This is a genomic window from Sphingomonas aurea (genome assembly GCF_030678875.1).
GTDB classification, from domain to species: domain Bacteria; phylum Pseudomonadota; class Alphaproteobacteria; order Sphingomonadales; family Sphingomonadaceae; genus Sphingomonas; species Sphingomonas aurea.
The window spans coordinates 461,676-485,557 of the sequence record NZ_JAUUDS010000001.1; the positions used below are offsets into that span (position 1 = coordinate 461,676).

Here is a 23,882-nt window from a genome sequence, read left to right on the forward strand (position 1 = left end):
CGCCGCGGCCGAACGATCACTGATCGAGGAAGCTGCGCATCTTCCGGCTGCGGCTGGGGTGCTTCAGCTTGCGGAGCGCCTTTGCCTCGATCTGGCGGATGCGCTCGCGGGTCACGCTGAACTGCTGGCCGACCTCTTCGAGTGTGTGGTCGGTGTTCATGCCGATGCCGAAGCGCATGCGCAGCACGCGCTCCTCACGCGGGGTCAGGCTGGCGAGGACGCGGGTGACCGTTTCCTTCAGGTTCGCCTGGATTGCCGCGTCGACCGGAATGACCGCATTCTTGTCCTCGATGAAGTCGCCGAGATGGCTGTCCTCCTCGTCGCCGATCGGCGTCTCGAGGCTGATCGGCTCCTTGGCGATCTTCATCACCTTGCGCACCTTCTCGAGCGGCATGCTCAGGCGCTCCGCCATCTCCTCGGGCGTGGGCTCGCGACCCTGCTCGTGGAGGAACTGGCGGCTGGTGCGGACCAGCTTGTTGATCGTCTCGATCATATGGACCGGGATACGGATCGTGCGCGCCTGATCGGCGATCGAGCGGGTGATCGCCTGGCGGATCCACCAGGTCGCGTAGGTCGAGAACTTGTAGCCGCGGCGATACTCGAACTTGTCGACCGCCTTCATCAGGCCGATATTGCCTTCCTGGATCAGATCCAGGAACTGCAGGCCGCGGTTGGTGTATTTCTTGGCGATCGAGATGACGAGGCGCAGGTTCGCCTCGACCATTTCCTTCTTGGCGATCCGCGCCTCGCGCTCGCCCTTCTGCACCATGTTGACGATGCGGCGGAACTCGGTGAGCGCCATGCCGGTCTGCTGCGCGATCTCGCCGATCTCGGTACGGATGCGGTCAACGGCCGCACCCTCGTTGGTCGCGAACGCCGTCCACTTCTTGTCGAGACCGCCGACCGTTACCAGCCAGGTGTCGTCCAGCTCGTGCCCGACATAGCGGTCGAGGAAGTCCTTGCGGTTGACCTTGTGCCGCTCGGCCAGGCGCAGCATCTGGCCGCCCAGCGCGGTCAGGCGGCGATTGAAGGCGTAGAGCTGGTCGACCAGATACTCGATCTTGGCGTTGTGGAACTGGACGCTCTCGACCTCGGCGGTCAGCTCCTCGCGCAGCTTCTGGTACTTGCGCTCGTCGGCCGCGGTCAGCTCGCCGCCCGCCGCCATCGCGTCGAGCCGGCTCTGCTGGAGCTTGGCAAATTTCTTGTAGAGCGAGGTGATGTTGGCGAAGCGCTCCAGCGCCTGCGGCTTCAGCTGCTCCTCCATCTGGGCGAGCGAGAGGGTGTTGTCCTCCTCCTCGTCGTCCGACGGGCGTGGCGCGCGGCGCTCGGTCAGGTCGTCGTCCTCGTCGGCCGACGCCTCTTCCTTGATGTCCTCTTCCTCCTTGTAGGAAGGACCGGCGCTCTTCTCGGAAATCTCGTCGCCTTCGTCCTCGGCGCCCTCGACCTGCTCGGCCGACGGACCCTTGGACAACATCGCATCGAGATCGAGGATCTCGCGCAGCTGCATCGTGCCCTCGTTCAGCGCGGTCGACCAGTCGATGATCGCGTTGAAGGTGATCGGCGACTCGCACAGCCCCAGGATCATCGTATCCCGGCCGGCCTCGATCCGCTTGGCGATCGCGATCTCGCCCTCGCGGCTGAGCAGCTCGACCGCGCCCATCTCGCGCAGGTACATGCGGACGGGATCGTCGGTGCGATCGACCGTCTCCTTCTTCTTCTCCGGTAGCGCGGCATCCGCCTCGCCCTCGGTCGCCTCGGCCTCGTCGCCGTCGTCGGCGCGCTCCTCGGGCTCGCCGTCCTCGCCGGCTTCCTCGTTCTCGACGATGTTGATGCCCATCTCGTTCAGGGCCGAGGTGATGTCCTCGATCTGATCGGACGACATCTCGCCCTGGGGCAGCGCCTCGTTCAGCTGGTCGTAGGTGATGTAGCCGCGCTTCTTGGCGCGCGCGATCACCTTCTTGATCGACGCATCGTTGAGATCGATCAGCGGCGCGTCGCCCGTCTCCGGAGCGTCCGTCGTATCCGCCATGTTAGCCTTCGCCATCAATTACCCTCGGGTCCCAACGCTCGCGCGTCTTCATGTGCCTGACATAGGTTTGCAAGCCGCAATTCCAACGCCTGTTTCTCTCTGACCAGTGCCACCTGCCGCTCGAACGCCTCGTCCGTGAAGCGCGCCTGCATCGCCTGCGTCGCCGTGGCAAGCTGGGCATCAACCTCGGGCCGGGCGATCAGGATGGCGATCGCCTCGTCCAGATCCTCGCGGGCGCGAGTGGGATCGCCGGATTTCTGCGTGAACGTATAAGGCATGGCATCGGCGCGGAGCAGGTCGCTGGCGATCGGCTCGAAACCGGATCGTGCCAATATGGTAACGAGCCGCTCACTATCAAGCGCCGATCCCGCGCGCCGCCCGTCCTCCAGCGCGACGTCGACCACCGCTTCGAACAGGCGGCCGAGCGCGCCCTCCGCCATCCGCAGGCTGCCGAGCACCTCCATGTGGCGCGCGATCTCGGCCGGGTGGCGGATCAGGCCGGCGAGCACCGCTTTCGCCAGCACCCGGTCGATCCCGGCGGCGCGGAACGCCTTGGCGTCCTCGGTGACGGGGGCGGGGGGGCGCCAGGGCTGCTTCCCGTTGCCCATCGGGCGGAATGGGCGGCGCTGCGGCGTGAAATGCGCGTCGAAGCGGCGGCGGAACTCGGACTGATATTCGGTGCGGACGCCCGTGTCGGCGATCGTCCCGGCCAGCTCCTGCAGGCGGCTCTTGAGCCCGGCACGCTGCTCGGGTGTGTCGAGCGCCTCCGCGGCAAGCTCCGCTGCCCAGAGCCGGTCGACCAGCGGCTCCGGCGTGCGCAGCAGCGTCTCCATCGCGACGGCGCCGCCGCCCTTCACCACGTCGTCCGGGTCTTGCCCAGCCGGCAGGGTGACGAACGCCAGGCTGCGGCCCGGCGCCAGCATCGGCAGCGCACGGTGCGCGGCGCGCAACGCCGCCTTCTGCCCGGCCGCGTCGCCGTCGAAGCACAGGATCGGCACGTCGACCATCCGCCACAGCCGCTCCAGCTGATGCTCGGTCAGCGCGGTGCCGAGCGGTGCGACCGCCTCGTGGATGCCCGCCTGCGACAGGGCGATCACGTCCATATAGCCCTCGACCACCAGCACGCGCTTCGCCTTGCGCGCCGCCGGCGCGGCACGGTCGAGATTGTAGAGCGTGCGGCCCTTGTCGAAGAGCGGCGTGTCGGGCGAGTTCAGATATTTGGGCTCGCCCTGGTCGAGGATGCGACCGCCGAACGCGATCGTCCGCCCGCGTGCGTCGCGGATCGGGATCATCAGCCGGCCGCGGAACCGGTCATAGGGGTCCTTGCCCTCGACCTGGATCAGCAGCCCCGCCTCGACCAGCATCGGATCGCCATAATCGGCGAGCGCGGTCTTCAGCCGGCCGCGCGAGTCGGGCGCGAAGCCCATGCCGAAGGTCCGCGCCGTCTCCGCACTGATCCCCCGCCGGTCGAGCAGCGCGCGCGCGTCGTTGCCGGACAGGCCGCCCAGCTGCTCGGCGAACCAGGCGGCGGCGTCCGCCATTGCCTCGTGCAGACCCTTGGCCCGCTCCGCCTTCTCGGCGGCGCGGCGGTCCATCGCCGGCATCTCCATGCCCGCCGCCTGCGCGAGTTCCTTGACCGCGTCGATGAAGGGCAGGCCGCGCTGGTCGGTCATCCAGCGGATCGCGTCGCCGTGCGCCGAACAGCCGAAACAGTGATAGAAGCCCTTGTCGTCGTTGACGTAGAAGCTCGGCGTCTTCTCGTTATGGAACGGACAACAGCCGCGCATCTCGCGGCCGGCCTTTTGCAGCTTGGTTGTCTTGCCGATCAGCGCCGACAGCGAGGTGCGGGCGCGCAACTCGTCGAGGAAGGCGGGCGAGAGACTCATCGCGCGATTATATGTGCCATGGCGCGCGGTTCGCAGGAAGGCAATACCTACCATCTTCGTCATGCCGGGCTCGTTCCGGCATCCACCGTTCCGCAGAAGCCACGGCTCGGGAGTACGCGGCGCCGTGGATGCCGGGACGAGCCCGGCATGACGGGAAAGTTCAGCTTAGCGCCGCCTTCACCAGCCCGCTCGCCTTGCTCATGTCGAGGCTCGACGCGTGGCGCGCCTTCAGCTCGGCCATCACCCGGCCCATGTCCTTCATGCCGGCCGCGCCCAGCTCCGCCTTGATCGCCTCGATCGCGGCGCGGGTCTCGTCCTCGCTCATCTGCTGCGGCAGGAAACGCTCGATCACCGCGACCTCGCGACCTTCCGCCTCCGCCAGCTCGGGGCGACCGCCCTGCTGGTACATGGCGATCGATTCGCGGCGCTGCTTGACCATTTTTTGCAGCACCTCGACGACGAGTGCATCGTCGTCGTCGGGCGCCTTGCCGGTGCGTGCCTCGATGTCGCGGTTTTTGATCGCGGCCTGGATCAGCGAGATAGCGGCGCGGGATTCCTTGTCGCCGGCCTTCATGGCGGCGACCTGGGCGGATTTGATGTCGTCTCGAATCATGGCCGCTCTTATTGACGCGAGACGGGCCTAGGTCTAGCGGGCGGGCCTTAGCGACATCGCCGACAAACCATCAGGAGTGCCCGCCGCATCATGGCCGACGCCACCCATATTGCTGCGCCCGAAAAGCCTGAGGGAGCGACCGGCTGCCTCGTCCTCGCCAGTGGCGAGGTGATCTGGGGCCATGGCTTCGGCGCCGAGGGCGAGGCGGTGGGCGAGGTGTGCTTCCACACCGCGATGACCGGCTATCAGGAGATCATGACCGACCCGTCGTTCGCGGGCCAGATGATCGCCTTCACCTTCCCGCACATCGGCAATGTCGGTGCCAACCCCGACGACGTCGAGGCCGACGCGCCGCACGCGCTGGGCATGATCGTGCGCGAGGTGCCGACCGCGCCGTCGAGCTTCCGCGCGATGGAGAACCTCGACGGTTGGATGAAGCGCCACGCGCGCATCGGTCTGGCTGGCGTCGATACCCGCGCCCTGACCCGGCGCATCCGCGGCGGCGGCGCGCCGAACGGCGTGATCGCCCATTCGGCGGCAGGCGAGTTCGACCTCGACCTGCTGCGCGACATGGCGAAGAGCTGGCCTGGGCTGGAGGGGATGGACCTGGCGAAGACCGTGTCGACCGAGACGCATTATGGCTGGGCAGGCGGGCTGTGGCGGCTCGGCTTCGGCTATGACGAGAGCGTCGGCGAGGGCGAGCGTCCGCATGTCGTCGCGATCGATTACGGCAGCAAACGCAACATCTTCCGCAACCTTTCTCAGGCCGGATCGAAGGTATCGGTGCTGCCCGCGACGGCGACGTTCGAGCAGGTGATGGCACTGAACCCGGACGGCGTGTTCCTGTCGAACGGCCCCGGCGATCCGGCGGCGACCGCGGAATATGCGGTGCCGGTGATCCGGCAGGTGCTCGACGCCGGCGTGCCGCTGTTCGGCATCTGCCTGGGCCACCAGCTGCTGGCGCTGGCGGTGGGGGCACGGACGACCAAGATGTTCCAGGGCCATCGTGGTGCCAACCACCCGGTCAAGCGCCTGTCCGACGGCGCGGTCGAGATCACCAGCATGAACCACGGCTTCGCGGTCGAGCGGGATTCGCTGCCCGCGAATGCGCGCGAGACGCATGTGTCGCTGTTCGACGGGTCGAATGCGGGGCTGGAGCTGACCGATCGGCCGGCGTTCAGCGTGCAGTATCACCCGGAGGCGAGCCCGGGGCCGCAGGACAGCCTGTATCTGTTCGAACGGTTTGTAGGTTCGCTGCAGTGAAGCTCTTTGCCCTAGGCGTGATCTGGACGATTTACGCCCTCTTTGTTTGGGCGCAAGCAGATCGGCTTATACGTGAGATCCCAAATCGCTCGTTTTCGATAGCTTCGAGTGAATATTATAGAGCAGGTGGGGTGTCGCCAAGCGGTGCTAGGTATCTGGCGTCAATTAAAGCGCAATGTGCCAGTTGGACAAACCGCTCCCACATTTACGACTATACCGGCGGGGGTGCCACATATCGCACGACGTGCAGCTCGATGCCGCGGGCAATCGTAATTACCTTTGTAGCAGGCGCCATCTTATTTGGACCTGTTGTTGCGCTGATGATCTTTAGAAGAAGGCGGGCAAACTCTCATGCCTAAACGCACCGACATCTCCTCCATCCTCGTAATCGGCGCGGGGCCGATCGTTATTGGTCAGGCGTGCGAGTTTGACTATTCGGGCACGCAGGCGATTAAGGCGTTGAAGGAGGAGGGCTATCGCATCGTCCTCGTCAATTCCAACCCTGCCACGATCATGACCGATCCGGAGCTGGCCGACGCGACCTATGTCGAGCCGATCACGCCCGCCGTCGTCGCCAAGATCATCGAGGCGGAGCGCCCCGACGCGGTGCTGCCGACGATGGGTGGCCAGACCGCGCTGAACACCGCGTTGGCGCTCTTCCGCGACGGCACGCTGGAGAAGTTCGGCGTCCAGATGATCGGCGCCGATGCGGAAGCGATCGACAAGGCCGAGGACCGGCTGAAGTTCCGCAACGCGATGGACAAGATCGACCTCGAATCCGCCCGCTCCGCGATCGCGCATACCGAGGCGGAGGCGCTGGAGGGGCTGGAGAAGGTGGGCCTGCCGGCGATCATCCGGCCGAGCTTCACCATGGGCGGCTCGGGCGGCGGAATCGCTTATAATCGCAGTGAGTTCCTGACCATCGTTCGCAACGGGCTGGACCTATCGCCGACGACCGAGGTGCTGATCGAGGAGTCGCTTCTCGGTTGGAAGGAATATGAGATGGAGGTGGTGCGCGACCGCAAGGACAACGCGATCATCATCTGCTCAATCGAGAATGTCGATCCGATGGGCGTCCATACCGGCGACTCCATCACCGTCGCTCCGGCACTGACGCTGACCGACAAGGAATACCAGATCATGCGCAACGCATCGATCGCGGTGCTCCGGGAAATCGGTGTCGAAACAGGCGGTTCCAACGTTCAGTTCGCGGTCAATCCGAAGGATGGGCGCCTCGTCGTCATCGAGATGAACCCGCGCGTCTCGCGCTCCTCGGCGCTGGCGTCGAAGGCGACCGGCTTCCCGATCGCGAAGGTCGCGGCCAAGCTGGCGGTCGGCTACACGCTCGACGAGATCGAGAACGACATCACCGGGGCGACCCCGGCCTCGTTCGAGCCGACGATCGACTATGTCGTCACCAAGATCCCGCGCTTCGCCTTCGAGAAGTTCAAGGGTGCCGAGCCGGTACTGGGCACCGCAATGAAGTCGGTCGGCGAGGTGATGGCGATCGGCCGCAACATCCAGGAATCGATGCAGAAGGCGCTGCGCGGGCTGGAAACCGGCCTGTCGGGCTTCAACCATGTCGACCGCCTGATCGGCGCGCCGCGCGCGGAGATCGAGGCGGCGCTCGCCAGCCCGACGCCCGACCGGCTGCTGGTCGCGGCGCAGGCGTTGCGCGAGGGCTTCACCGTCGCCGAGGTGCAGGCGATCGCGGGTTACGATCCCTGGTTCCTGGAGCGGATGGCCGAGATCGTCGCGGCCGAGAACCAGGTGATGGCCGAGGGACTGCCGATCGACGCGCCCGGCATGCGCCGGCTGAAGGCGATGGGCTTCAGCGACAAGCGGCTCGCCTGGCTGGCGCTGCAATCGGCGAACCTGCGCGGCATGACGCGCGGTATCGCCCGCGGCTCGGGGCTGATCCACGAGGTCGTCAAGGCGATGACCGGCGGTGTGACCGAGGACGAGGTGCGCGAGCATCGGCTGAAGCTGGGCGTGCGTCCGGTCTTCAAGCGGATCGACACCTGCGCCGCCGAGTTCGACGCGAAGACGCCTTATATGTACTCGACCTACGAGGCGCCGAGCTTCGGCGAGCCGGAGGACGAGGCGCAGCCCAGCGACCGGCGCAAGGTTGTGATCCTGGGCGGCGGGCCGAACCGGATCGGGCAGGGGATCGAGTTCGATTACTGCTGCTGCCATGCCTGCTTCGCGCTGGCGGACGCCGGGTATGAGACGATCATGGTCAACTGCAATCCGGAGACGGTGAGCACCGACTATGACACATCTGACCGTCTCTATTTCGAGCCGCTGACCGCCGAGGACGTGCTGGCGATCCTCGACGTCGAGAAGTCGCGCGGCGAGCTGGTCGGGGTGATCGTGCAGTTCGGCGGGCAGACCCCGCTCAACCTGGCGCGCGCTTTGGAGGCCGCGGGGATCCCGATCCTCGGTACCTCGCCCGCCGCGATCGACCTGGCAGAGGACCGTGAGCAATTCGCGGCGTTGGTCGACAAGCTGCGGCTGCTGCAACCGTCGAATGGCATCGCGCGCAGCCGCGAAGAGGCGCTGATCGTCGCCGAGCGGGTCGGCTATCCGGTGCTGATGCGCCCCAGCTTCGTGCTCGGCGGACGGGCGATGGAGATCGTCGAGGGGCCGGTACAGCTGGAGGATTATATCCAGACCGCGGTGCAAGTCTCTGGTGACGCACCTGTTCTCATCGACCAGTATCTGCGCGACGCGATCGAGGTTGATGTCGATGCCATCTGCGACGGCACCGATGTGGTGGTCGCCGGCGTGCTTCAGCATATCGAGGAGGCCGGCGTCCATTCGGGCGACAGTGCCTGCTCCATTCCGCCCTATTCGCTACCGGCCGAGATCGTCGCCGAGATCGAGCGGCAGGCGACGGCGCTGGCGCATGGGCTGAACGTCGTCGGGCTGATGAACATCCAGTTCGCGGTGAAGGACGGCAAGGTTTATCTCATCGAGGTCAATCCCCGCGCGTCGCGCACCGTGCCCTTCGTCGCCAAGGCGATCGGGATGCCGATCGCCAAGATCGCGGCGCGGGTGATGGCCGGCGAGAAGCTGGCGGACCTGCCACCGATCGATCGGAACATTCCCTATTTCGCTGTAAAGGAAGCAGTTTTCCCGTTCAACCGCTTCCCCGGCGTCGACCCCGTGCTCAGCCCGGAGATGAAGTCGACCGGCGAGGTGATGGGGATCGCGCCGCGCTTCACCGATGCCTTCATGAAGGCGCAGCTGGGCGCCGGCACGGTGCTGCCGACCGGCGGCGCGGTGTTCGTCAGCGTCAAGGACACCGACAAGGAGCATATCGTGCCGGCCGCACGCGCGCTGGCCGAGGCGGGGTTCACGATCGTCGCGACCGGCGGTACGGCGGACCACCTGACCCGTGCCGGCCTGCCGGTCGAGCGGATCAACAAGGTTGCGCAGGGGCGCCCTCATATCGTCGACCGCATCGTCGACGGCGGTATCGACCTGATCTTCAACACGACCGAGGGATGGCAGAGCCTGAAGGACTCCACCCCGATCCGGCAGGCGGCACTGGCAGGGCGCATTCCCTATTTCACCACGGCGCCGGCCAGCGTCGAGGCGGCGCGCGCGATTGCGGCGGGCGGCACGCTTGAAGTGCGGCCATTGCAAGCCTATTATTCGCAGTCGCACAACTGATCCCGACAGCATCGTGGACGATGCGGGCGGCCCGGTTCCGGGCCGCGTGGGTAGAATGGAATTTGGGGACCGAGACATGGCCACCGTCGAGAAGATGCCGATGCTGCAAGAAGGGTACGAGACCCTCACTGCGTCGCTGAAGCGTCTGAAAGAGGAACGGCCGCAGATCGTCGACGCGATCGAGGAAGCGCGCGCGCACGGCGATCTCTCGGAAAATGCCGAGTACCACGCCGCCAAGGAGCGTCAGGGCCAGATCGAGGCGTCGATCGCCGACATCGAGGACAAGCTGGCGCGCGCCCAGATCATCGATCCCAAGGATCTGTCGGGCGACAAGGTGGTGTTCGGCGCGACGGTGACGCTGCTCGACGACGACGACAAGCCGGTCACCTATCAGATCGTCGGCCAGACCGAGGCGAATGCCAAGACGGGGCGGATCAGCTACAACTCGCCGCTGGGCCGGGCGCTGATCGGGCGCAAGGTCGATGACGAGGTCGAGGTGTCGGTGCCGGCCGGCGACCGGTATTACGTGGTCTCCAAGATCGCCTTCATCTGACGTGGAGGTGCTGCGCACCGCGCCGGTGACGACCGTCGTCGCGGCGCTGACCGCCACCGTGTCGCTGCTGCTGGTCATCACCGGCACATTGCCGGTCGCGGCCATCGCGGCGGGCTTCGTGCCGGCGCGACTGACCGGTGCCGTGCCGATCGGCGTGCCGCTGCTGGTGCCCAGCGCGCTGACCCCGCTGACTGCCACGTTGATCCATGGCGGGATCGCGCACCTGCTGCTCAACCTGGTCGTGCTGTGCTTCTGCGGGCCGCGTCTGGAACAGGCGCTGGGCGGACGGTCGATGGCGCTGCTCTACGTGCTCGGCGCTTACGCGGCGGCGGCGGCGCAGTACGGCACCGACCCGCTGTCGCCGCAGCCGATGATTGGGGCGAGCGGCGCAATCTCTGCGGTCATCGGCGCGTATGCGCTGCTCTTCGCGGAGCGGCGGCCGCGGCGCTGGGGGCCGATCTCCGGCCACGCGCTCCACGTCGCCTGGTTGGCGGCGACATGGATCGGTATCCAGCTTTTGACCGGCTATGCCGGAATGGGCGGCGTCGACATCGCGATCGGCGCGCATATTGGCGGCTTCGCGATCGGCCTGCTGCTTGCCCGGCCGCTGCTGCGCTGGCGCTACCGCCGCGCCTGACGCGCTCAGGCGCCGGGAAGCGCCGGCTCGAGCAGACGGTGGAGATGGACCACCACGAATTTCATCTCGGCATCATCGACGGTCCGTTGCGCGGCGGCGCGCCATGCCTTTTCGGCGCTGGCATAGTCGGGGAAGATGCCGACCACGTCCAGCTTGCCGGGATCGACCCAGTCCAGCGTTTGCGGATCGCGGACGCGGCCGCCGAATACGAGATGAAGTTTGCTCATGATCCGGCCTTTTAAGGGCAGGCGAGGCGAGCGACAATCCTTCGCAGGCGCAGCATCGGGGCGCAGCGATTAGGCCGCGCCCCGAAAGGTTCAGGCGCCCGCGTTGCCCTTGTCCGACGCGCGCGTGCTGTGTGCCGCCGCCGAGCCGGCGCTCGCCAGCGCCTTGCCAACGCCATCGAGCAGCGACCGCCCCCGCTCGCGCGCGGCGTCCGGGGTCAGACCGGCATTGCCGAGTTCCTCTTTTCCGGCTTCGCGCGCGGCGGCCAAAGCCTGACGCGCCGTGTCGCCGAGCCGCTGGCCCAGCGGCGCGAGCAGCTCCCTCTCCTTCGCCGAGCGGGGCACCAGCGCGCCGGCGAGTGCGCCGATCGCGGCGCCGCCGACCAGGATGGCCAGGGGATTCGTCTCGATCGCAGCGGCGGTACGGCGTGCGACGTCAGAGGCCGTGTCGCGAGCGCCGTGATGCGACTTGGCGCCACCGTGCGCCTTGTGGTTGTTGGAGCCCGTAGCGGGATCAGCCTTTGGAGCGGTCATCATGTCTTTCCTTCGAAGGGGGCGGAGGAGGGGATTTGCGGCCGCGGAACAGACCGGCGATGCGATGACGGGCGAGCAGCAGTCCCGCCGCCGCGAGCGCGCCCGCGACGACACCGGGATTGCGGCGCGCACCGTTGACGCTGGCACGGGCGGCGGTCAGCCCGACCTGCCTGGCATCTTCGGCCAGCAGCTTGGGGTCGAGCCGGGCCTGGAGATTGTTTACCGTGTCCGACAGCCGTTGGCGCGCGGCGGCGGCCTCCAGTTCGGCGGCGGCGAGGTCGAGCTTGGCGGAGTCGCTCATGCCAGCTTGCCCTTGCCGATCACCGCCAGCACGGCGGCGATCACCAGCACGACGCCGACCACGATCACCGTCGCCAGCAACGGCCCGACCAAGGTCGACAGCGAGAAGATCAGCCCGACCAGCAGCGCGACGAGCGCGGCCAGCGCCAGCACAGCCGCGACTGCGAAAAAGATCGCGGCAGACCTGAACGCGCCGATCCGCTCGGTCGCCTTGGCCTTGTAGAGCGCGACCTCGGCGGAGACGAGCGACCGGCTGTCGTCGACCAGTCGCCCGACCAGGGCGGCGACGCCCTCCTGTTCCGGGGGCAGGGGATCGAGCGTGGAGGCCATCCGCCGATCAGTCCCGCTGCGCGTCCACGCCGGACTGGACCAGCCGCGCGACCGCGAAGCCGAGCGCGGCGGCGATGCCGATCGCGACGGCGGGGCTCGCCTTCACGAAGCCGCGTGCGTCCTCGATCAGCTCATCGACATTCTTGTTCTTGATCGTGTCGGAGAAGCCCGACACCTGGTCGGCGGCGGTGCGGGCATATTGGCCGTACTGGCCGCCCAGCTTGTCATCGACCTGCCCGGCCGCGTCGGTCAGCAGCTGCGACAGCTGGTCGAGCGCCGATCCGGCGCGTGCCTTGCCGTCATCGGCGAAGGAACGCAGCTTCTCGCTGGCCTGCTGCCCGACCTTGCCGGCGCCGTCGCGGATCGCCTGCTTGGCATCGGTCGTGCGACCACTGCCGGCGCTGGCGTCGGCGGGGGAAAAGTCGACGCCCTCGGTCTTCAGCGGCGTGGCAGGCTCGAACTGCGTGCTGGCGGGGGGCGGGGTGATGTCGCCGTCGGTCATCGGCGTGATGTCGTTGTCGGCCATGATTCGTGGTCCTCGGCTGTTCTGCGCCAGTCAACCAGTCTTAACGGCGACGGTTCCACTCGCGCAACGTCGTCCGGCGATTGCCCGGCACGCGCCCGCGTTATAGGAGGCGCGTGAAGCGACTTCAGGAGCGAAGACTTGACCGCGATCATCGACATCCACGCCCGCCAGATCCTCGATAGCCGGGGCAATCCCACGGTGGAGGTCGACGTGCTGCTGGAGGACGGCAGCTTCGGCCGCGCCGCCGTGCCCTCGGGCGCGTCCACCGGCGCGCACGAGGCGGTCGAGAAGCGCGACGGCGACAAGAGCCGCTGGGGCGGCAAGGGCGTCGAGCAGGCGGTCGAGTCGGTCAACGACGAGATCGCCGACGCGGTGATCGGCCGCGATGCCGAGGATCAGGCCGATCTCGACAATGCGATGATCGAGCTGGACGGCACCGAGAACAAGGGCCGGCTGGGTGCCAACGCGATCCTGGGCGTCAGCCTGGCGGCGGCGAAGGCGGCGGCTGAAGCGCGCGGCATGCCGCTCTACAAATATGTCGGCGGGGTCGCCGCGCACCTGATCCCCGTGCCGATGATGAACATCATCAACGGCGGCGAACATGCCGACAACCCGATCGATTTCCAGGAATTCATGATTATGCCGGTCGGTGCGTCGAGCATCGTCGAGGCGGTCCGCTGCGGGTCGGAGATCTTCCACACGCTGAAGAAGGCGCTGCACGACAAGGGGCTGGCGACGGGTGTCGGCGACGAGGGCGGCTTCGCGCCCAACATCGCCTCGACCACCGACGCGCTCGACTTCATCATGAAGGCGGTCGAGACGGCGGGGTACACGCCGGGCGAGGACGTGATGCTGGCGCTCGACTGCGCGGCGACCGAGTTCTTCAAAAACGGCAAATATGACATCAGCGGCGAGAACCGCATCCTGTCGAGCCACGAGATGGCCGAGTATCTCGCCGACCTGACCCGCCGCTATCCGATCCTGTCGATCGAGGACGGCATGGCCGAGGATGATTTCGAGGGCTGGAAGGCGCTGACCGACCTGATCGGCGACAAGGTGCAACTGGTCGGCGACGACCTGTTCGTGACCAATCCGAAGCGCTTGCGCCAGGGGATCAAGGATGGCCTCGCCAACTCGCTGCTGGTGAAGGTCAACCAGATCGGCACGCTGACCGAGACGCTGGAGGCGGTGTCGATGGCGCAGCGTGCGCGCTACACCGCGGTGATGAGCCACCGTTCGGGTGAGACGGAGGACGCGACGATCGCCGACCTGGCGGTCGCGACCAACTGCGGCCAGATCAAGACGGGGTCGCTCGCCCGGTCGGACCGGCTTGCCAAGTACAACCAGCTGATCCGCATCGAGGAAGAGCTGGGCGACGCAGCGCGCTATGCCGGGCGCGACGTGCTGATCGGCGGGTGACCGGGTGAAGAAGCCCTCGGCCTTCCAGCGCACGCTGCGCCGCGCCGCCATCCCGGCGCTGGTGTTCACGGTCATGGCGTTCTTCGGCGCCTATGCGGTGCTGGGGCCGAACGGCGTGCTGGCGTACGGCGACTATAAGCGCCAGCTGGCCAAGCGCGAGCAGGACTATGCGCTGCTCGACAAGAAGCGCGAGGTGCTGCGCAACCGGGTCGCGCTGCTCGATCCGGATCATGCCAACCCCGACATGGTCGACGAGATGGTGCGCAAGGAATTGAACGTGACGCATCCGGACGAGGTGATCGTCCCTCTCCGCTGATCCGCGGATCGGTTCCACTGCTTCCCGGCATTTACCTGGAAGCAGTGGAAGTGATTTGGGTACCAGATCTCAGTCGTAAACCGGCCGATCGCCGCGATCGGCCTGGCCTGCTCCCAGGAATGTCAGAAGGTCCTGCGTCAGCCGGTCGGCATGGGTGACGTTCAGGCCGTGCGGTGCGCCGTCATATTCGACCAGCTGGCTGTTGGCGATACCGGCCGCGGCGGCGCGCCCGGCGGCGTCGATCGGCACGGTCTGGTCGCCGGTGCCATGGACGATCAGCGTCGGCACGCGGAACGCGGCCAGGTCGGGGCGGAAGTCGGTGTGGCTGAACGCCTGCGCGCAGGCCAGGGTCGGCTTCAGCCCCGCCATCATCGCCATCGCCGTCGACCAGTCGAGAACGTCGTCGCTGACCGGGCTGGTGATGTAGCCGACGCCGTAGAATTGCGGCGTGAAGGTGTGGCGGAAGAACTTCGCGCGGTCCTCTTGGATACCCTCGGCGATCTGGTCGAAGGTCGATTGCGGCGTGCCGTCGGGATTGTCGTCGGTTTTCAGCATATAGGGTACGACCGACGAGATCAGCCCGGCGGCGATCACGCCCTGTCCCTGATGACGGCTCATGTAGCGGGCGACTTCGCCCCCGCCCATCGAGAAGCCGACGATGGTCGCGTCGTGATCGGCGCCTGCCTCCTTCATCACATCGGCCAGGTCGTCCGACAGCGTATCATAGTCATAGCCGCTCCAGGGCTGGCCCGACCGGCCGAAGCCGCGCCGGTCATAGGCGATGGCGCGGAACCCCGCCTCTGCCAGCGCCATGGCCTGCACGTCCCAGCTGTCGGCGTTGAGCGGCCAGCCGTGGAGCAGGATCACCGGCCGGCCCGAGCCCCAGTCCTTGACGTAGATGTCGGTGCCGTCGCGCGTCTTGATATAGGGCATGAAAGCTCTCCGTTACTGCGATGGCGCCAACGTGCGCCGGCCGCGCCCCGTTCCACTAGCGGCGGCGGCCATCCGCTGGCAGCATCGACCGATGTGGCGAATCGGGGGAAGTGGCATGAGGAAGCTGGTCTGTGCGGCGCTGCTGCTGGCGACGGGAACGGCGGACGCGCAGCAGGCGGCGCCCGCGACACCGTCCGCCTCTGCGGCAAAGACACGCTGGGCGCAGTTCCGCGACGCCTATATCGAGCAGCTGTTCCGGCTAGATCCCGGCTTCGCGGTCTATCAGGGTCGGCACGATTTCGACGGGCAGGTGCAGGACTGGAGCCCGGCGGGACTGAAACGGCTGGGCGATTTCTATCGCCGCTCGATCGCCGACGCGCGCCGCACCCCGGCCACGACGGCGGACGAGCGGTTCGAGCGCGACTATCTGGTCAAGGTGACCGAAGGACGGTTGTTCTGGCTAGAGGACGCCGACCAGCCGCACGCCAATCCGCAATGGTACGTGTCCAACGGGCTGGACCCCAACGTCTATGTCGCGCGCGACTATGCCCCGGTCGCGGACCGGGCGCGGGCGCTGACCCGGTTCCTGCGCGCGGTGCCGGCGGCCGCGGCCAATATCCGCGCCAACCTGAAGACGCCGATGCCGCTGAGTTTCGCGCAGTTCGGCGCAGCGGCGTTCAACGGCTTCGCGGATTACTACGAGGGCGACGCGGTGCACGCCTTCGCCACTGTGCGGGACGACCGGATTCAGCGCGACCTGAAGGCGGCGGCGGCCAGCGCGGCGGCGGCGATGCGGTCGCTGGGCGGCTCGCTGGACGCAGCGCGTCGCTCTGCCAACGCCGCCTTTCCGCTGGGAGCTGCGCGGTTCCAGCGGATGCTGGCGGCGACCGAGGGCGTGACCACGCCGCTTGCGGCATTGGAGGCGGCGGGGCGGGCCGATCTGGCGCGCAACCGCGCGGCGCTGGTCGCTGCCTGCGCGCAGTTCGCGCCCGGCGCCACGGTGCCGGCGTGCGTCGACCGGATGAACGCCGACAAGCCGGCCAACGGTCCGGTGGCAGAGGCGCGGCGGCAGATCCCGGTGCTGCGCCAGTTCGTGCTCGACAAGGACCTGGTGACCATCCCGGGCACCGAGAAGGCGCTGGTGGAGGAGGCGCCCCCATACATGCGGCAGAACGCCGCCTATATCGATCCGCCGGGACCGTTCGAGCACGGCATCCCGTCGATCTATTACATCGCGCCACCCGATCCGGCGTGGGACAAGGCGACGCGCGACGCCTTCGTCGTCGGGGTCGACAATCTGCTGTTCACCTCGGTGCACGAGGTGATGCCGGGGCATTTCCTGCAATTCCTGCACGCCAACCGATCGCCCTCGCTCTTCGGCCGGATCTTCGTCGGCTATGCGTTCGCGGAAGGCTGGGCGCATTACAGCGAGGAGATGATGTGGGAGGCGGGGCTCGGTGCGGGCGATCCCAAGGTCCATATCGGCCAGCTGTCGAACGCGCTGCTGCGCGATTGCCGCTTCCTGTCGGCGATCGGGCTGCACGCACGCGGCTGGACCCAGGAGCAATCGCGGCAGATGTTCGTCGAGCAATGTTTCCAGGACGAGGGCACCGCGCGGCAGCAGTCGGCGCGCGGGACCTATGACCCCGCCTATCTGAACTACACGATGGGCAAGCTGATGATCCGGCGCCTGCGCGCCGACTGGACCGCGACACGCGGAGGGCGGGCAGGGTGGAAGGCGTTCCACGACGCGTTCCTTGGCTATGGTGGCCCGCCGATCCCGCTGGTGCGGCAGCGGATGATGGGGGAAGCGACCGCGCGAGCCATGTTCTAAGCGGGTCAGCCTGGCTTTCCTAAATCGCTGCGGCCGCTTAGGGATCGTTCCAATCCTTGGGAGATGAGCATGCGTTCTGGATTACGCTGGGCTGCGACGATCGGTGCCGGCCTGCTTGCGGGAAGTAGCGCGCTGGCGCAGACGGCGCCGATGACCGACGATCCCTATATCTGGCTGGAGGACAAGGACGGCGCCAAGCCGCTGGCGTGGGTGGAGGCGGAGAATGCCCGCACCCTGCCGCGGCTCCAGAACGACCCGCGCTATGCCGGTTTCTACAAGGAGGCGCTGGCGATCGCGTCGGCCGAGGATCGCATCCCGATGCCGGAGCAGCTGTACGGCCGCATCTATAATTTCTGGCGCGACGCGCAGCATCCGCGCGGAATCTGGCGCTGGACGACCGAGGCCGGCTACGCCGCCGCCACGCCGCAATGGACCACCGCGCTCGACATCGACGCGCTGGGCAAGGCCGAGGGCAAGCAGTGGGTGTGGAAGGGCAGCACCTGCCTCCAGCCCGAGGAGCGGTATTGCCTGGTCGAGCTGTCCGAGGGTGGCGAGGACGCGGTGACCCTGCGCGAGTTCGACCTGCAGACCGGCCAGTTCGTGAACGGCGGGTTCGACCTGCCCAAGAGCAAGCAGGGGGCGGCCTGGATCGATCGCGACACGCTGCTGGTCAGCCGTGACTGGGGGCAGGGGACGCTGACCAACTCCAGCTATCCGTTCGTCGTCAAGCTGGTGAAGCGTGGCCAGCCGCTGGCCGCCGCGACCGAGGTGTTCCGCGGGGCGCCGACCGACCAACTCGGCAGCTATGCGCAGGTGATGACCGACGCCGCCGGCCACCGGCTGGTCCTGATCGGCCGGCGGCAGCAGTTCTTTGGCGGCGACACGCTGGTGTGGACGCCCAAGGGCACGCGCAAGCTCGACATTCCCGGCCGCACCCAGCCGGTCGGCATGGTCGACGGGCGGGTGATCTTCGAGACGAGCGATCCCTGGGGCGCGATCCCGGCGGGTGCGGTCGCCTGGGTACCGCTGGCCGAGGTGGAGAGCGGCCGGCTGAACCCGCGCGTCCTGTTCGCGCCGACTCCGCGCCAGGCGGTGCAGCAGGTCGCGACGACGAAGGACCGGGTGATCGTCACCTATACCGACAATGTCCGCGGGCGCGTGTCGGTTCTGGCGCCGTCCGCCGACGGCTGGTCGAGCCGCGCGGTGTCGGTGCCGGAGAATATCGCGGTCGGCGTCGCCAGTGCGACCGATCGCAGCGACCTGGCCTATCTGACGATCACCGGCTTCGTCACGCCGACGACGCTCCAGTCGATCGACGTCGCGACGACCGCGGCGCCGAAGACGGTCAAGGCGTTGCCGGCGAAGTTCGATGCGACCGGGCAAGTGGTCGAGCAGTTCGAGGCGACGTCGTCGGACGGGACCAAGGTGCCGTATTTCGTTGTCCACCGCCGCGACCGGCCGCTGGATGGCAGCACGCCGACGATGATGACGGCTTATGGCGGGTTCGAGCTGTCGCGCCTGCCGACCTATCTGGGCGCGACCGGCAAGCTGTGGCTGGAGAATGGCGGCGCTTTCGTGCTCGCCAACATCCGCGGCGGCGGCGAGTTCGGCCCGGCGTGGCACGACGCCGGCCGCAAGACCAAGCGGCAGGTGATCTATGACGACTTCGCCGCAGTCGCGCGCGACCTGTTCGCGCGGAAGATCACCAGCGCGCAGAAGCTGGGTATCTATGGCGGCTCGAACGGCGGGCTGCTGATGGGCGTCGAGATGACGCAGCATCCCGAGCTGTGGAAGGCGGTGACCATCGCCGTGCCGCTGCTCGACATGGTCCGCTATCAGCAGATCGCTGCCGGTGCCTCGTGGGAGGACGAATATGGCTCGATCGACAAGCCGGACGAGGCGGCGTTCCTGCGCCGTATCTCGCCCTATGCGAACCTGAAGAAGGGCGCGACCTATCCCGAGCCCTATATCTGGACGACCACCAAGGACGACCGGGTTGGGCCGCAGCACGCGCGCAAGTTCGCCGCGCGGATGAAGGAATATGGCCAGCCCTATCTTTTCTACGAAGATACTGCGGGCGGCCATTCGGGGGATGCGGACATCGAGCAGCAGGCGCGTATGACGGCGTTGCAGATGACCTATTTCGCCCAGAAGCTGATGGGCACGGGTGTCGTCAATAAGTAGCATTTGAGCGGAGGCGCCGGGGATTACCGGCGCCTCCGCCTTTTGGTTCCGGTATGAAACGATCCGTTGCCCACAAAGGTTATTGCTGCAATGCGGCGAAAACGGCAGGATGGTCGGGATGACTGACATGATTACCACGGCAGACCGCGCGGCCACGCTGCCGCCGCCGTCCCCGGCGATCGTCTTCGAGGCGATCGTGAAGCAGCTGGCGGTGGCCGCCAGCTACAACCGCGGCGAAGTTACGCTGGCGCCGCACGTCATCTACACCCGCCACGACGAGATCTATGTCGATGCCGTGACGCTGGAGCGCGACGGCAAGCCGCCCAAGGAAGAGAAGATGGGGTCGTTCAAGCTCGCCGGACTGGCGGGCCTGCGCGTGACGCCCCGCCGCTTCTCGCCCCACTCGCTCTACAATCCCGGCGAAAAGCGTTACGCCGGCACCGTCCTGATGGCGGTCGAGATCGCCTGATCCTCGGTTGCCGCCTTGCGGCCTGCGCTCTACGCTGGCTGCATGGTGGACGACACAACCCGCGCGGTCGAGCCGCATGACACGCCCGGCGACAACATTCTGGGGCTGCCGGTCGGGGTAGGGGCCGACGACGCGGTGCGGATCGCGCTGCGTCGCGACCGGCTGCTCGCTGCCCTCACGCTGACGGCGGGGGCGGGGCTGGCGCTGGCAATGCCGTTCGCGCTGAAATCGGGGGCGGAATTCTTCCTGCCGCTGACCACCGCGCTGGTGATCGCGGTCGCGCTGGTGCCGGTGCTGGAATGGCTGGAGCGGCGACGGGTGCCCTCGCCGCTCGCCGCGCTGATGTGCCTGATCGCGTTCATCGTTGTCGCCAATGTCGCGCTGGCGGCGATCGTGGTGCCGGCGACCGACTTCTTCCGGCTGCTGCCGACCCGGCTCGACCGCATCCAGCACAATCTGGCGCCGCTGCTCGACCTCTATTCCAACCTCGAAGCCTATGTGAACCGGGCGCTGCGCCAGGTCGCGTCGACCCCGATCCGGCGGCCGAGCACGGCGGCGGTGGCCGCGCCGGGATCGATCCTCGAACTCGCCGCCACCTCGGCGCCGGCGCTCATCATCCAGGTGCTGTTCGGCATCCTGATCGTCTTCTTCTTCCTGTCGGGCTGGACGCGGCTGCGCCAGCGGACGATCACCGGGCGAACCAGCTTCGACGGCGCGATGGCCACCGCGCGGGTGATCCAGGACGTGGTCGATGACGTGTCGGCCTATCTCGGCACCATCACCGTCATCAATTTAATGCTGGGCGTGGTGACGGGCACGGCGCTGTGGGCGATCGGCATGCCCTATCCGGCGATGTGGGGCGGGATCGTCGCGCTGCTGAACTACATCCCCTATTTCGGGCCGGTGATCGGCGCGTTCCTGCTGGCGCTGGGCGGGTTGATGACCTTTTCCGACATCTGGGTCGCGCTGCTGCCCGCCGCGCTGATGTACGGCCTCCACCTGATCGAGGCGAATGCGATCACGCCGCTGATCGTCGGCCATCGCCTGACGATCAGCCCGCTCCTGATCCTCATCTCGCTGAGCTTCTGGGGATGGGTGTGGGGGACGCTGGGCGCGCTCCTCGCGGTGCCGCTCCTCATCATCATCCAGACGGTGCTGGGCGCCGCCGGCAAGCCCGATATCGCCGGCTTCCTGTTCGAGCATGGCACGTTGGTGCAGCAGCAACGGGCCAAGCGCGGGCATGCCGGGAGCGAGGAAGAGGACCGCGGATGAAAAAAGCGACGAAGGGTCGTTGACAGCCCCCGGACCCTCGCCTAGTTGGCCGGCCTCGCTTCCAAGCGGGTGTAGCTCAGTTGGTTAGAGCGCCGGCCTGTCACGCCGGAGGTCGCGGGTTCGAGCCCCGTCACTCGCGCCACAGCGCAGTCGAAAAGACGCGCTGATGAAGTCATCGCGCATCTCTGTAAGCCTTGCCGGCCTCGCATTGCGAGGGCCGACGACGCGGCGGTATGGGGTCGTGGTCTACCGCCAGCGCCCCGTTTCCATCCAGCTGAGCAGCGGCCGCATCGGCGTGATCCAGACGATGCCGGTCACGACGTAGAACAGCAGCTGAATTACCCAATGCCAGCCGCCGACCACGCCCGACAGGCTGGCGACCATCACCGTCCAGATCAGGATCAGCGCCAGGATGGCGAAGATGCCGGCGGGCTTGCGCCAGCTGGGGCCGGGCTCGGGTGCGTTGGGGGTCATGGCAAGATCCATTCACTTTCGGTGGCGATCGCGTGGAGCGGAACGTCCCACGGATCGGGAGTAAGCGCCGGCACCTCCTGCACGCCGAGCGCGATGCCGACCCGCCAGGCGGAGGGATGCTGGGCAAAGGCGCGGTCGTAATGGCCGGCACCTTGGCCCAGCCGGTTGCCGCGCCGGTCGAAGCCGACCAGCGGCGTCAGGATGATCTCCGGCACCAGCTCCGGTGCGGCGGCGGGGGGCTGACGCAGTCCGAAGGGGCCAGCGACCAGTTGTCCTTGCCAGTGCAGGAAGCGCAGCGGCGTCGGCCGGTCGACGACGAAGGGCAGGGCGAGCGTGCAGCCCATCGTCCGTGCAGCGTCGATGAACGCAGCCGGGTCCGCCTCTCCGGGGGTCGGCAGATAGGCAGCGACCACCATCCCCGGCCTCAGCCGCAAGACGAATGCCTCATCGACGATCGGCTGGCGCCCGCCGGCTGCCGCGTCGCGGGCAGCGCGCAAGCGCGCGCGCAGAGGCGCCTTGTCGGTCATGAGCGCAGGGGGCGGGTGACGGGACCGCCTTGGCCGTGTGCCGGGTTATCCACTGACGCACGATACGTCAGGTGGGGACCATGTGCGTCGGACCAGGATCCGGGCAGGGACAGCCCCCATTGGATGATGAATAGCCTCAGGGATAATAAAGGCTCGTACCGGGCAGAACCCGTCGTCCCTGATTTAGGAGGTTGCGGACGATTGCTCAAGGGCATCGGCCAGGCTTTCCAGTCGCTCGGCGATCCGCTCCAGCGCCGATTCGGCGATCGCGGCGCCGACCGGCGGGCGCGTCTCCGATTCCTCCAATGCGTCAGCCAGCATCAGCGCGACGAACAGCATCGCGCGCTCGGGCTGGCCGGCGGCGGCGCGGTCGGCCGCGGCCCAGCGCTCGTCGAGCATCCGGCCGAGCAGCTGGACGCGCGCCTCCTCGCCCGGCCGGCAGGCGACGGTGTGGGCGCGGCCGCCGATCTCCAGCGTCACCGAAGCCATCAGCGGGTGCCCGTGCGCGCGATGACCTCGTCGAGCGCGGCGACCGCGTCGGCCATCCGTGCCTTCAGCGCGGCGTGGCGACGGGCGAGCGCGTCGGCACCGGCGGCACGCGCGGTCACCGCCGCCTCGATGCGGGCGATCGCCTGCTCGATACGGTCGACGGCGGGGCGTTCGCCGGCAAGAGGAGTCTCGGTCATCGCTTCCGGATAGGCAGGTGGCCGGGGTGCGGCAAGTGTCGCGTCGGCACGGCGGGGGCGTTTCCCGGCGGTTGACAGGCGGGCGTTCGACCCCGCAAAGGCCGCACCGTCCCGGCCCCACGTCCCCGAGGCCGCCAATCACGGAGAGCCAGCGATGACGGTCAAGGTAGCGATCAACGGTTTCGGTCGGATCGGCCGCCTGGTGGCGCGCGCGATGCTGGAGCGCGGCGGCGACGCTTTGGAACTGGTCGCGATCAACGATCTCGCCGACGCCAAGTCGAACGCCTGGCTGTTCAGCCGCGACAGCGTCCACGGCCGCTGGCCCGGCACGGTGACGGCCGAGGGCAACGACCTGGTCGTCGACGGCAAGCGCATCCGCGTGACCGCGGAGCGCGATCCCGCCAACCTGCCGCACAAGGAGCTGGGCGTCGACCTGGTGCTGGAGTGCACCGGTTTCTTCACCGACCGTACCTCGTGCCAGAAGCACATCGATGCCGGCGCCAAGAAGGTGCTGATCTCCGCGCCGGGCAAGGATGTCGACCTGACCGTCGTTTACGGCGTCAACCATGACAAGCTGGCGGCGGACCACATGATCGTGTCGAACGCGTCGTGCACCACCAACTGCCTGGCGCCGGTCGCCAAGGTGCTGAACGACACGGTCGGGATCGAGCGCGGGCTGATGACCACCGTCCACGCCTATACCAACGACCAGAAGATCCTCGACCAGATCCATCCCGACCTGCGCCGCGCACGCGCCGCCGCCATGTCGATGATCCCGACCACCACCGGCGCCGCGCGCGCGGTGGGCGAGGTGCTGCCCGAGCTGAAGGGCCGCCTCGACGGTTCGGCGATCCGTGTGCCGGTGCCGGACGGCAGCCTGGTCGACCTGACCTTCACGCCCAAGCGCGACACGACCCGCGACGAGATCAACGCGATCCTGAAGGCCGCATCGGAGTCCGGTCCGCTGAAGGGCGTGCTGGAATATACCGACGAGCCGCTGGTTTCGATCGACATCCAGCACACGCCAGCGTCGTCGACGGTCGACAGCCTGGAGACGGCGGTGCTCGACGGCAAGCTGGTCCGCGTGGTCAGCTGGTACGATAACGAGTGGGGCTTCTCGAACCGCATGGTCGACACCGCGACGGCGATGGCGAAGTTCCTCTGAGGTGACGGGGACGCTCGCCGGCATCGCCCG

Annotated in this window: 24 protein-coding genes and 1 tRNA gene; 12 read left to right on the plus strand and 13 right to left on the minus strand. The window is 67.6% G+C overall.

Annotated features, from left to right (window positions below; all coding sequences use genetic code 11):
• Positions 1–16: 16 nt before the first annotated feature.
• The 3 genes from rpoD to Q5H91_RS02435 all read right to left on the minus strand — a co-directional run bounded on the left by rpoD (position 17) and on the right by Q5H91_RS02435 (position 4,528).
• Positions 17–2,044, minus strand: a complete 2,028-nt coding sequence (gene rpoD / locus Q5H91_RS02425) for an RNA polymerase sigma factor RpoD (protein WP_305171623.1) — start codon at positions 2,042–2,044, stop codon at positions 17–19.
• The gene (gene dnaG / locus Q5H91_RS02430) at positions 2,044–3,915 is read right to left on the minus strand and encodes a DNA primase (RefSeq protein WP_305171624.1); all 1,872 of its coding nucleotides are present in this window, start codon (positions 3,913–3,915) and stop codon (positions 2,044–2,046) included. The genes rpoD and dnaG overlap by 1 nt, the downstream gene beginning before the upstream one ends.
• A gap of 160 nt (positions 3,916–4,075) precedes the next feature.
• Entirely contained in the window at positions 4,076–4,528 is a 453-nt protein-coding gene (locus tag Q5H91_RS02435; protein WP_305171625.1) for a GatB/YqeY domain-containing protein, read from the minus strand.
• 90 nt (positions 4,529–4,618) lie between these two features.
• On the opposite strand from Q5H91_RS02435, the gene carA reads away from it, so the two are divergent.
• The 4 genes from carA (at position 4,619) to Q5H91_RS02455 (ending at position 10,659) form a co-directional block, all read left to right on the plus strand.
• A complete protein-coding gene (gene carA / locus Q5H91_RS02440; RefSeq protein WP_305171626.1) occupies positions 4,619–5,791 on the plus strand; it encodes a glutamine-hydrolyzing carbamoyl-phosphate synthase small subunit in 1,173 nt (390 codons plus the stop codon).
• Between the two features lie 351 nt (positions 5,792–6,142).
• A complete protein-coding gene (carB, locus tag Q5H91_RS02445) occupies positions 6,143–9,469 on the plus strand; it encodes a carbamoyl-phosphate synthase large subunit (RefSeq protein ID WP_305171627.1) in 3,327 nt (1,108 codons plus the stop codon).
• A gap of 76 nt (positions 9,470–9,545) precedes the next feature.
• Positions 9,546–10,022 (plus strand): transcription elongation factor GreA, encoded by a 477-nt coding sequence (greA, locus tag Q5H91_RS02450; protein WP_305171628.1) that lies wholly within the window; start codon positions 9,546–9,548, stop codon positions 10,020–10,022.
• 1 nt (position 10,023) lies between these two features.
• Entirely contained in the window at positions 10,024–10,659 is a 636-nt protein-coding gene (locus Q5H91_RS02455; protein WP_305171629.1) for a rhomboid family intramembrane serine protease, read from the plus strand.
• 5 nt (positions 10,660–10,664) lie between these two features.
• Here Q5H91_RS02455 and Q5H91_RS02460 read toward each other — a convergent pair whose 3' ends face one another.
• The 5 genes from Q5H91_RS02460 to Q5H91_RS02480 form a co-directional block, all read right to left on the minus strand.
• Entirely contained in the window at positions 10,665–10,886 is a 222-nt protein-coding gene (locus Q5H91_RS02460) for a DUF4170 domain-containing protein (RefSeq protein ID WP_305171630.1), read from the minus strand.
• A 90-nt stretch (positions 10,887–10,976) separates the two neighbouring features.
• Positions 10,977–11,420 carry a hypothetical protein gene (locus Q5H91_RS02465; protein ID WP_305171631.1) on the minus strand — a complete coding sequence of 148 codons (444 nt, stop codon included), beginning with the start codon at positions 11,418–11,420 and terminating at the stop codon, positions 10,977–10,979.
• Complete coding sequence (locus Q5H91_RS02470; protein WP_305171632.1) at positions 11,398–11,718, minus strand: DUF3618 domain-containing protein; 321 nt, start codon at positions 11,716–11,718, stop codon at positions 11,398–11,400. The genes Q5H91_RS02465 and Q5H91_RS02470 overlap by 23 nt, the downstream gene beginning before the upstream one ends.
• Positions 11,715–12,047, minus strand: coding sequence for a phage holin family protein (locus Q5H91_RS02475; RefSeq protein ID WP_305171633.1), 333 nt, complete (start codon positions 12,045–12,047; stop codon positions 11,715–11,717). The genes Q5H91_RS02470 and Q5H91_RS02475 overlap by 4 nt, the downstream gene beginning before the upstream one ends.
• Positions 12,048–12,054: 7 nt before the next feature.
• A complete protein-coding gene (locus Q5H91_RS02480) occupies positions 12,055–12,573 on the minus strand; it encodes a hypothetical protein (RefSeq protein ID WP_305171634.1) in 519 nt (172 codons plus the stop codon).
• A 138-nt stretch (positions 12,574–12,711) separates the two neighbouring features.
• Here Q5H91_RS02480 and eno point away from each other — a divergent pair, with 138 nt between their 5' ends.
• Together eno and Q5H91_RS02490 are read left to right on the plus strand one after the other, a co-directional pair.
• Positions 12,712–13,992, plus strand: a complete 1,281-nt coding sequence (gene eno, locus Q5H91_RS02485) for a phosphopyruvate hydratase (RefSeq protein WP_305171635.1) — start codon at positions 12,712–12,714, stop codon at positions 13,990–13,992.
• Between the two features lie 73 nt (positions 13,993–14,065).
• A complete protein-coding gene (locus tag Q5H91_RS02490) occupies positions 14,066–14,308 on the plus strand; it encodes an FtsB family cell division protein (protein ID WP_305172357.1) in 243 nt (80 codons plus the stop codon).
• 69 nt (positions 14,309–14,377) lie between these two features.
• Here the strand turns inward: Q5H91_RS02490 and Q5H91_RS02495 are convergent, their stop codons facing one another.
• Positions 14,378–15,241, minus strand: coding sequence for an alpha/beta fold hydrolase (locus tag Q5H91_RS02495; RefSeq protein WP_305171636.1), 864 nt, complete (start codon positions 15,239–15,241; stop codon positions 14,378–14,380).
• A gap of 115 nt (positions 15,242–15,356) precedes the next feature.
• Between Q5H91_RS02495 and Q5H91_RS02500 the strand changes: the two genes are divergently transcribed.
• The 5 genes from Q5H91_RS02500 to Q5H91_RS02520 all read left to right on the plus strand — a co-directional run bounded on the left by Q5H91_RS02500 (position 15,357) and on the right by Q5H91_RS02520 (position 21,142).
• Positions 15,357–17,075, plus strand: coding sequence for a DUF885 domain-containing protein (locus tag Q5H91_RS02500; RefSeq protein ID WP_305171637.1), 1,719 nt, complete (start codon positions 15,357–15,359; stop codon positions 17,073–17,075).
• Positions 17,076–17,144: 69 nt separating this feature from the next.
• A complete protein-coding gene (locus Q5H91_RS02505; RefSeq protein ID WP_370655203.1) occupies positions 17,145–19,259 on the plus strand; it encodes a prolyl oligopeptidase family serine peptidase in 2,115 nt (704 codons plus the stop codon).
• A gap of 127 nt (positions 19,260–19,386) precedes the next feature.
• Positions 19,387–19,728, plus strand: coding sequence for a hypothetical protein (locus Q5H91_RS02510; RefSeq protein ID WP_305172358.1), 342 nt, complete (start codon positions 19,387–19,389; stop codon positions 19,726–19,728).
• Between the two features lie 42 nt (positions 19,729–19,770).
• A complete protein-coding gene (locus tag Q5H91_RS02515; protein ID WP_305171639.1) occupies positions 19,771–21,000 on the plus strand; it encodes an AI-2E family transporter in 1,230 nt (409 codons plus the stop codon).
• Between the two features lie 65 nt (positions 21,001–21,065).
• Positions 21,066–21,142 (plus strand) — tRNA-Asp (locus tag Q5H91_RS02520).
• A 104-nt stretch (positions 21,143–21,246) separates the two neighbouring features.
• Here the strand turns inward: Q5H91_RS02520 and Q5H91_RS02525 are convergent.
• The 4 genes from Q5H91_RS02525 to Q5H91_RS02540 all read right to left on the minus strand — a co-directional run bounded on the left by Q5H91_RS02525 (position 21,247) and on the right by Q5H91_RS02540 (position 22,687).
• Positions 21,247–21,474 (minus strand): DUF2842 domain-containing protein, encoded by a 228-nt coding sequence (locus tag Q5H91_RS02525; protein WP_305171641.1) that lies wholly within the window; start codon positions 21,472–21,474, stop codon positions 21,247–21,249.
• The gene (locus tag Q5H91_RS02530) at positions 21,471–22,001 is read right to left on the minus strand and encodes a 5-formyltetrahydrofolate cyclo-ligase (RefSeq protein WP_305171642.1); all 531 of its coding nucleotides are present in this window, start codon (positions 21,999–22,001) and stop codon (positions 21,471–21,473) included. The genes Q5H91_RS02525 and Q5H91_RS02530 overlap by 4 nt, the downstream gene beginning before the upstream one ends.
• 183 nt (positions 22,002–22,184) lie before the next feature.
• Positions 22,185–22,490: a cell division protein ZapA gene (locus Q5H91_RS02535; protein ID WP_305171643.1), complete on the minus strand. Its 306-nt coding sequence runs from the start codon at positions 22,488–22,490 to the stop codon at positions 22,185–22,187.
• Positions 22,490–22,687 carry a hypothetical protein gene (locus tag Q5H91_RS02540; RefSeq protein ID WP_305171644.1) on the minus strand — a complete coding sequence of 66 codons (198 nt, stop codon included), beginning with the start codon at positions 22,685–22,687 and terminating at the stop codon, positions 22,490–22,492. The genes Q5H91_RS02535 and Q5H91_RS02540 overlap by 1 nt, the downstream gene beginning before the upstream one ends.
• A gap of 154 nt (positions 22,688–22,841) precedes the next feature.
• On the opposite strand from Q5H91_RS02540, the gene gap reads away from it, so the two are divergent.
• Positions 22,842–23,852 (plus strand): type I glyceraldehyde-3-phosphate dehydrogenase, encoded by a 1,011-nt coding sequence (gene gap, locus Q5H91_RS02545; protein ID WP_305171645.1) that lies wholly within the window; start codon positions 22,842–22,844, stop codon positions 23,850–23,852.
• Positions 23,853–23,882 lie beyond the last annotated feature (30 nt).

What these genes read in the sequence shown, in the direction of transcription:
- Q5H91_RS02490 (WP_305172357.1), top strand. Translation starts at nt 14,066, where the DNA reads ATGGCGTTCTTCGGCGCCTATGCGGTGCTGGGGCCGAACGGCGTGCTG.
- Q5H91_RS02460 (WP_305171630.1), bottom strand. Translation starts at nt 10,886, where the DNA reads ATGAGCAAACTTCATCTCGTATTCGGCGGCCGCGTCCGCGATCCGCAA.
- Q5H91_RS02535 (WP_305171643.1), bottom strand. Translation starts at nt 22,490, where the DNA reads ATGGCTTCGGTGACGCTGGAGATCGGCGGCCGCGCCCACACCGTCGCC.
- dnaG (WP_305171624.1), bottom strand. Translation starts at nt 3,915, where the DNA reads ATGAGTCTCTCGCCCGCCTTCCTCGACGAGTTGCGCGCCCGCACCTCG.
- carB (WP_305171627.1), top strand. Translation starts at nt 6,143, where the DNA reads ATGCCTAAACGCACCGACATCTCCTCCATCCTCGTAATCGGCGCGGGG.
- Q5H91_RS02500 (WP_305171637.1), top strand. Translation starts at nt 15,357, where the DNA reads ATGAGGAAGCTGGTCTGTGCGGCGCTGCTGCTGGCGACGGGAACGGCG.
- gap (WP_305171645.1), top strand. Translation starts at nt 22,842, where the DNA reads ATGACGGTCAAGGTAGCGATCAACGGTTTCGGTCGGATCGGCCGCCTG.
- greA (WP_305171628.1), top strand. Translation starts at nt 9,546, where the DNA reads ATGGCCACCGTCGAGAAGATGCCGATGCTGCAAGAAGGGTACGAGACC.
- Q5H91_RS02495 (WP_305171636.1), bottom strand. Translation starts at nt 15,241, where the DNA reads ATGCCCTATATCAAGACGCGCGACGGCACCGACATCTACGTCAAGGAC.
- Q5H91_RS02510 (WP_305172358.1), top strand. Translation starts at nt 19,387, where the DNA reads ATGATTACCACGGCAGACCGCGCGGCCACGCTGCCGCCGCCGTCCCCG.
- Q5H91_RS02515 (WP_305171639.1), top strand. Translation starts at nt 19,771, where the DNA reads ATGGTGGACGACACAACCCGCGCGGTCGAGCCGCATGACACGCCCGGC.
- Q5H91_RS02435 (WP_305171625.1), bottom strand. Translation starts at nt 4,528, where the DNA reads ATGATTCGAGACGACATCAAATCCGCCCAGGTCGCCGCCATGAAGGCC.
- Q5H91_RS02470 (WP_305171632.1), bottom strand. Translation starts at nt 11,718, where the DNA reads ATGAGCGACTCCGCCAAGCTCGACCTCGCCGCCGCCGAACTGGAGGCC.
- Q5H91_RS02465 (WP_305171631.1), bottom strand. Translation starts at nt 11,420, where the DNA reads ATGATGACCGCTCCAAAGGCTGATCCCGCTACGGGCTCCAACAACCAC.
- rpoD (WP_305171623.1), bottom strand. Translation starts at nt 2,044, where the DNA reads ATGGCGAAGGCTAACATGGCGGATACGACGGACGCTCCGGAGACGGGC.
- Q5H91_RS02525 (WP_305171641.1), bottom strand. Translation starts at nt 21,474, where the DNA reads ATGACCCCCAACGCACCCGAGCCCGGCCCCAGCTGGCGCAAGCCCGCC.
- Q5H91_RS02530 (WP_305171642.1), bottom strand. Translation starts at nt 22,001, where the DNA reads ATGACCGACAAGGCGCCTCTGCGCGCGCGCTTGCGCGCTGCCCGCGAC.
- Q5H91_RS02480 (WP_305171634.1), bottom strand. Translation starts at nt 12,573, where the DNA reads ATGGCCGACAACGACATCACGCCGATGACCGACGGCGACATCACCCCG.
- Q5H91_RS02475 (WP_305171633.1), bottom strand. Translation starts at nt 12,047, where the DNA reads ATGGCCTCCACGCTCGATCCCCTGCCCCCGGAACAGGAGGGCGTCGCC.
- Q5H91_RS02540 (WP_305171644.1), bottom strand. Translation starts at nt 22,687, where the DNA reads ATGACCGAGACTCCTCTTGCCGGCGAACGCCCCGCCGTCGACCGTATC.
- Q5H91_RS02505 (WP_370655203.1), top strand. Translation starts at nt 17,145, where the DNA reads ATGCGTTCTGGATTACGCTGGGCTGCGACGATCGGTGCCGGCCTGCTT.
- carA (WP_305171626.1), top strand. Translation starts at nt 4,619, where the DNA reads ATGGCCGACGCCACCCATATTGCTGCGCCCGAAAAGCCTGAGGGAGCG.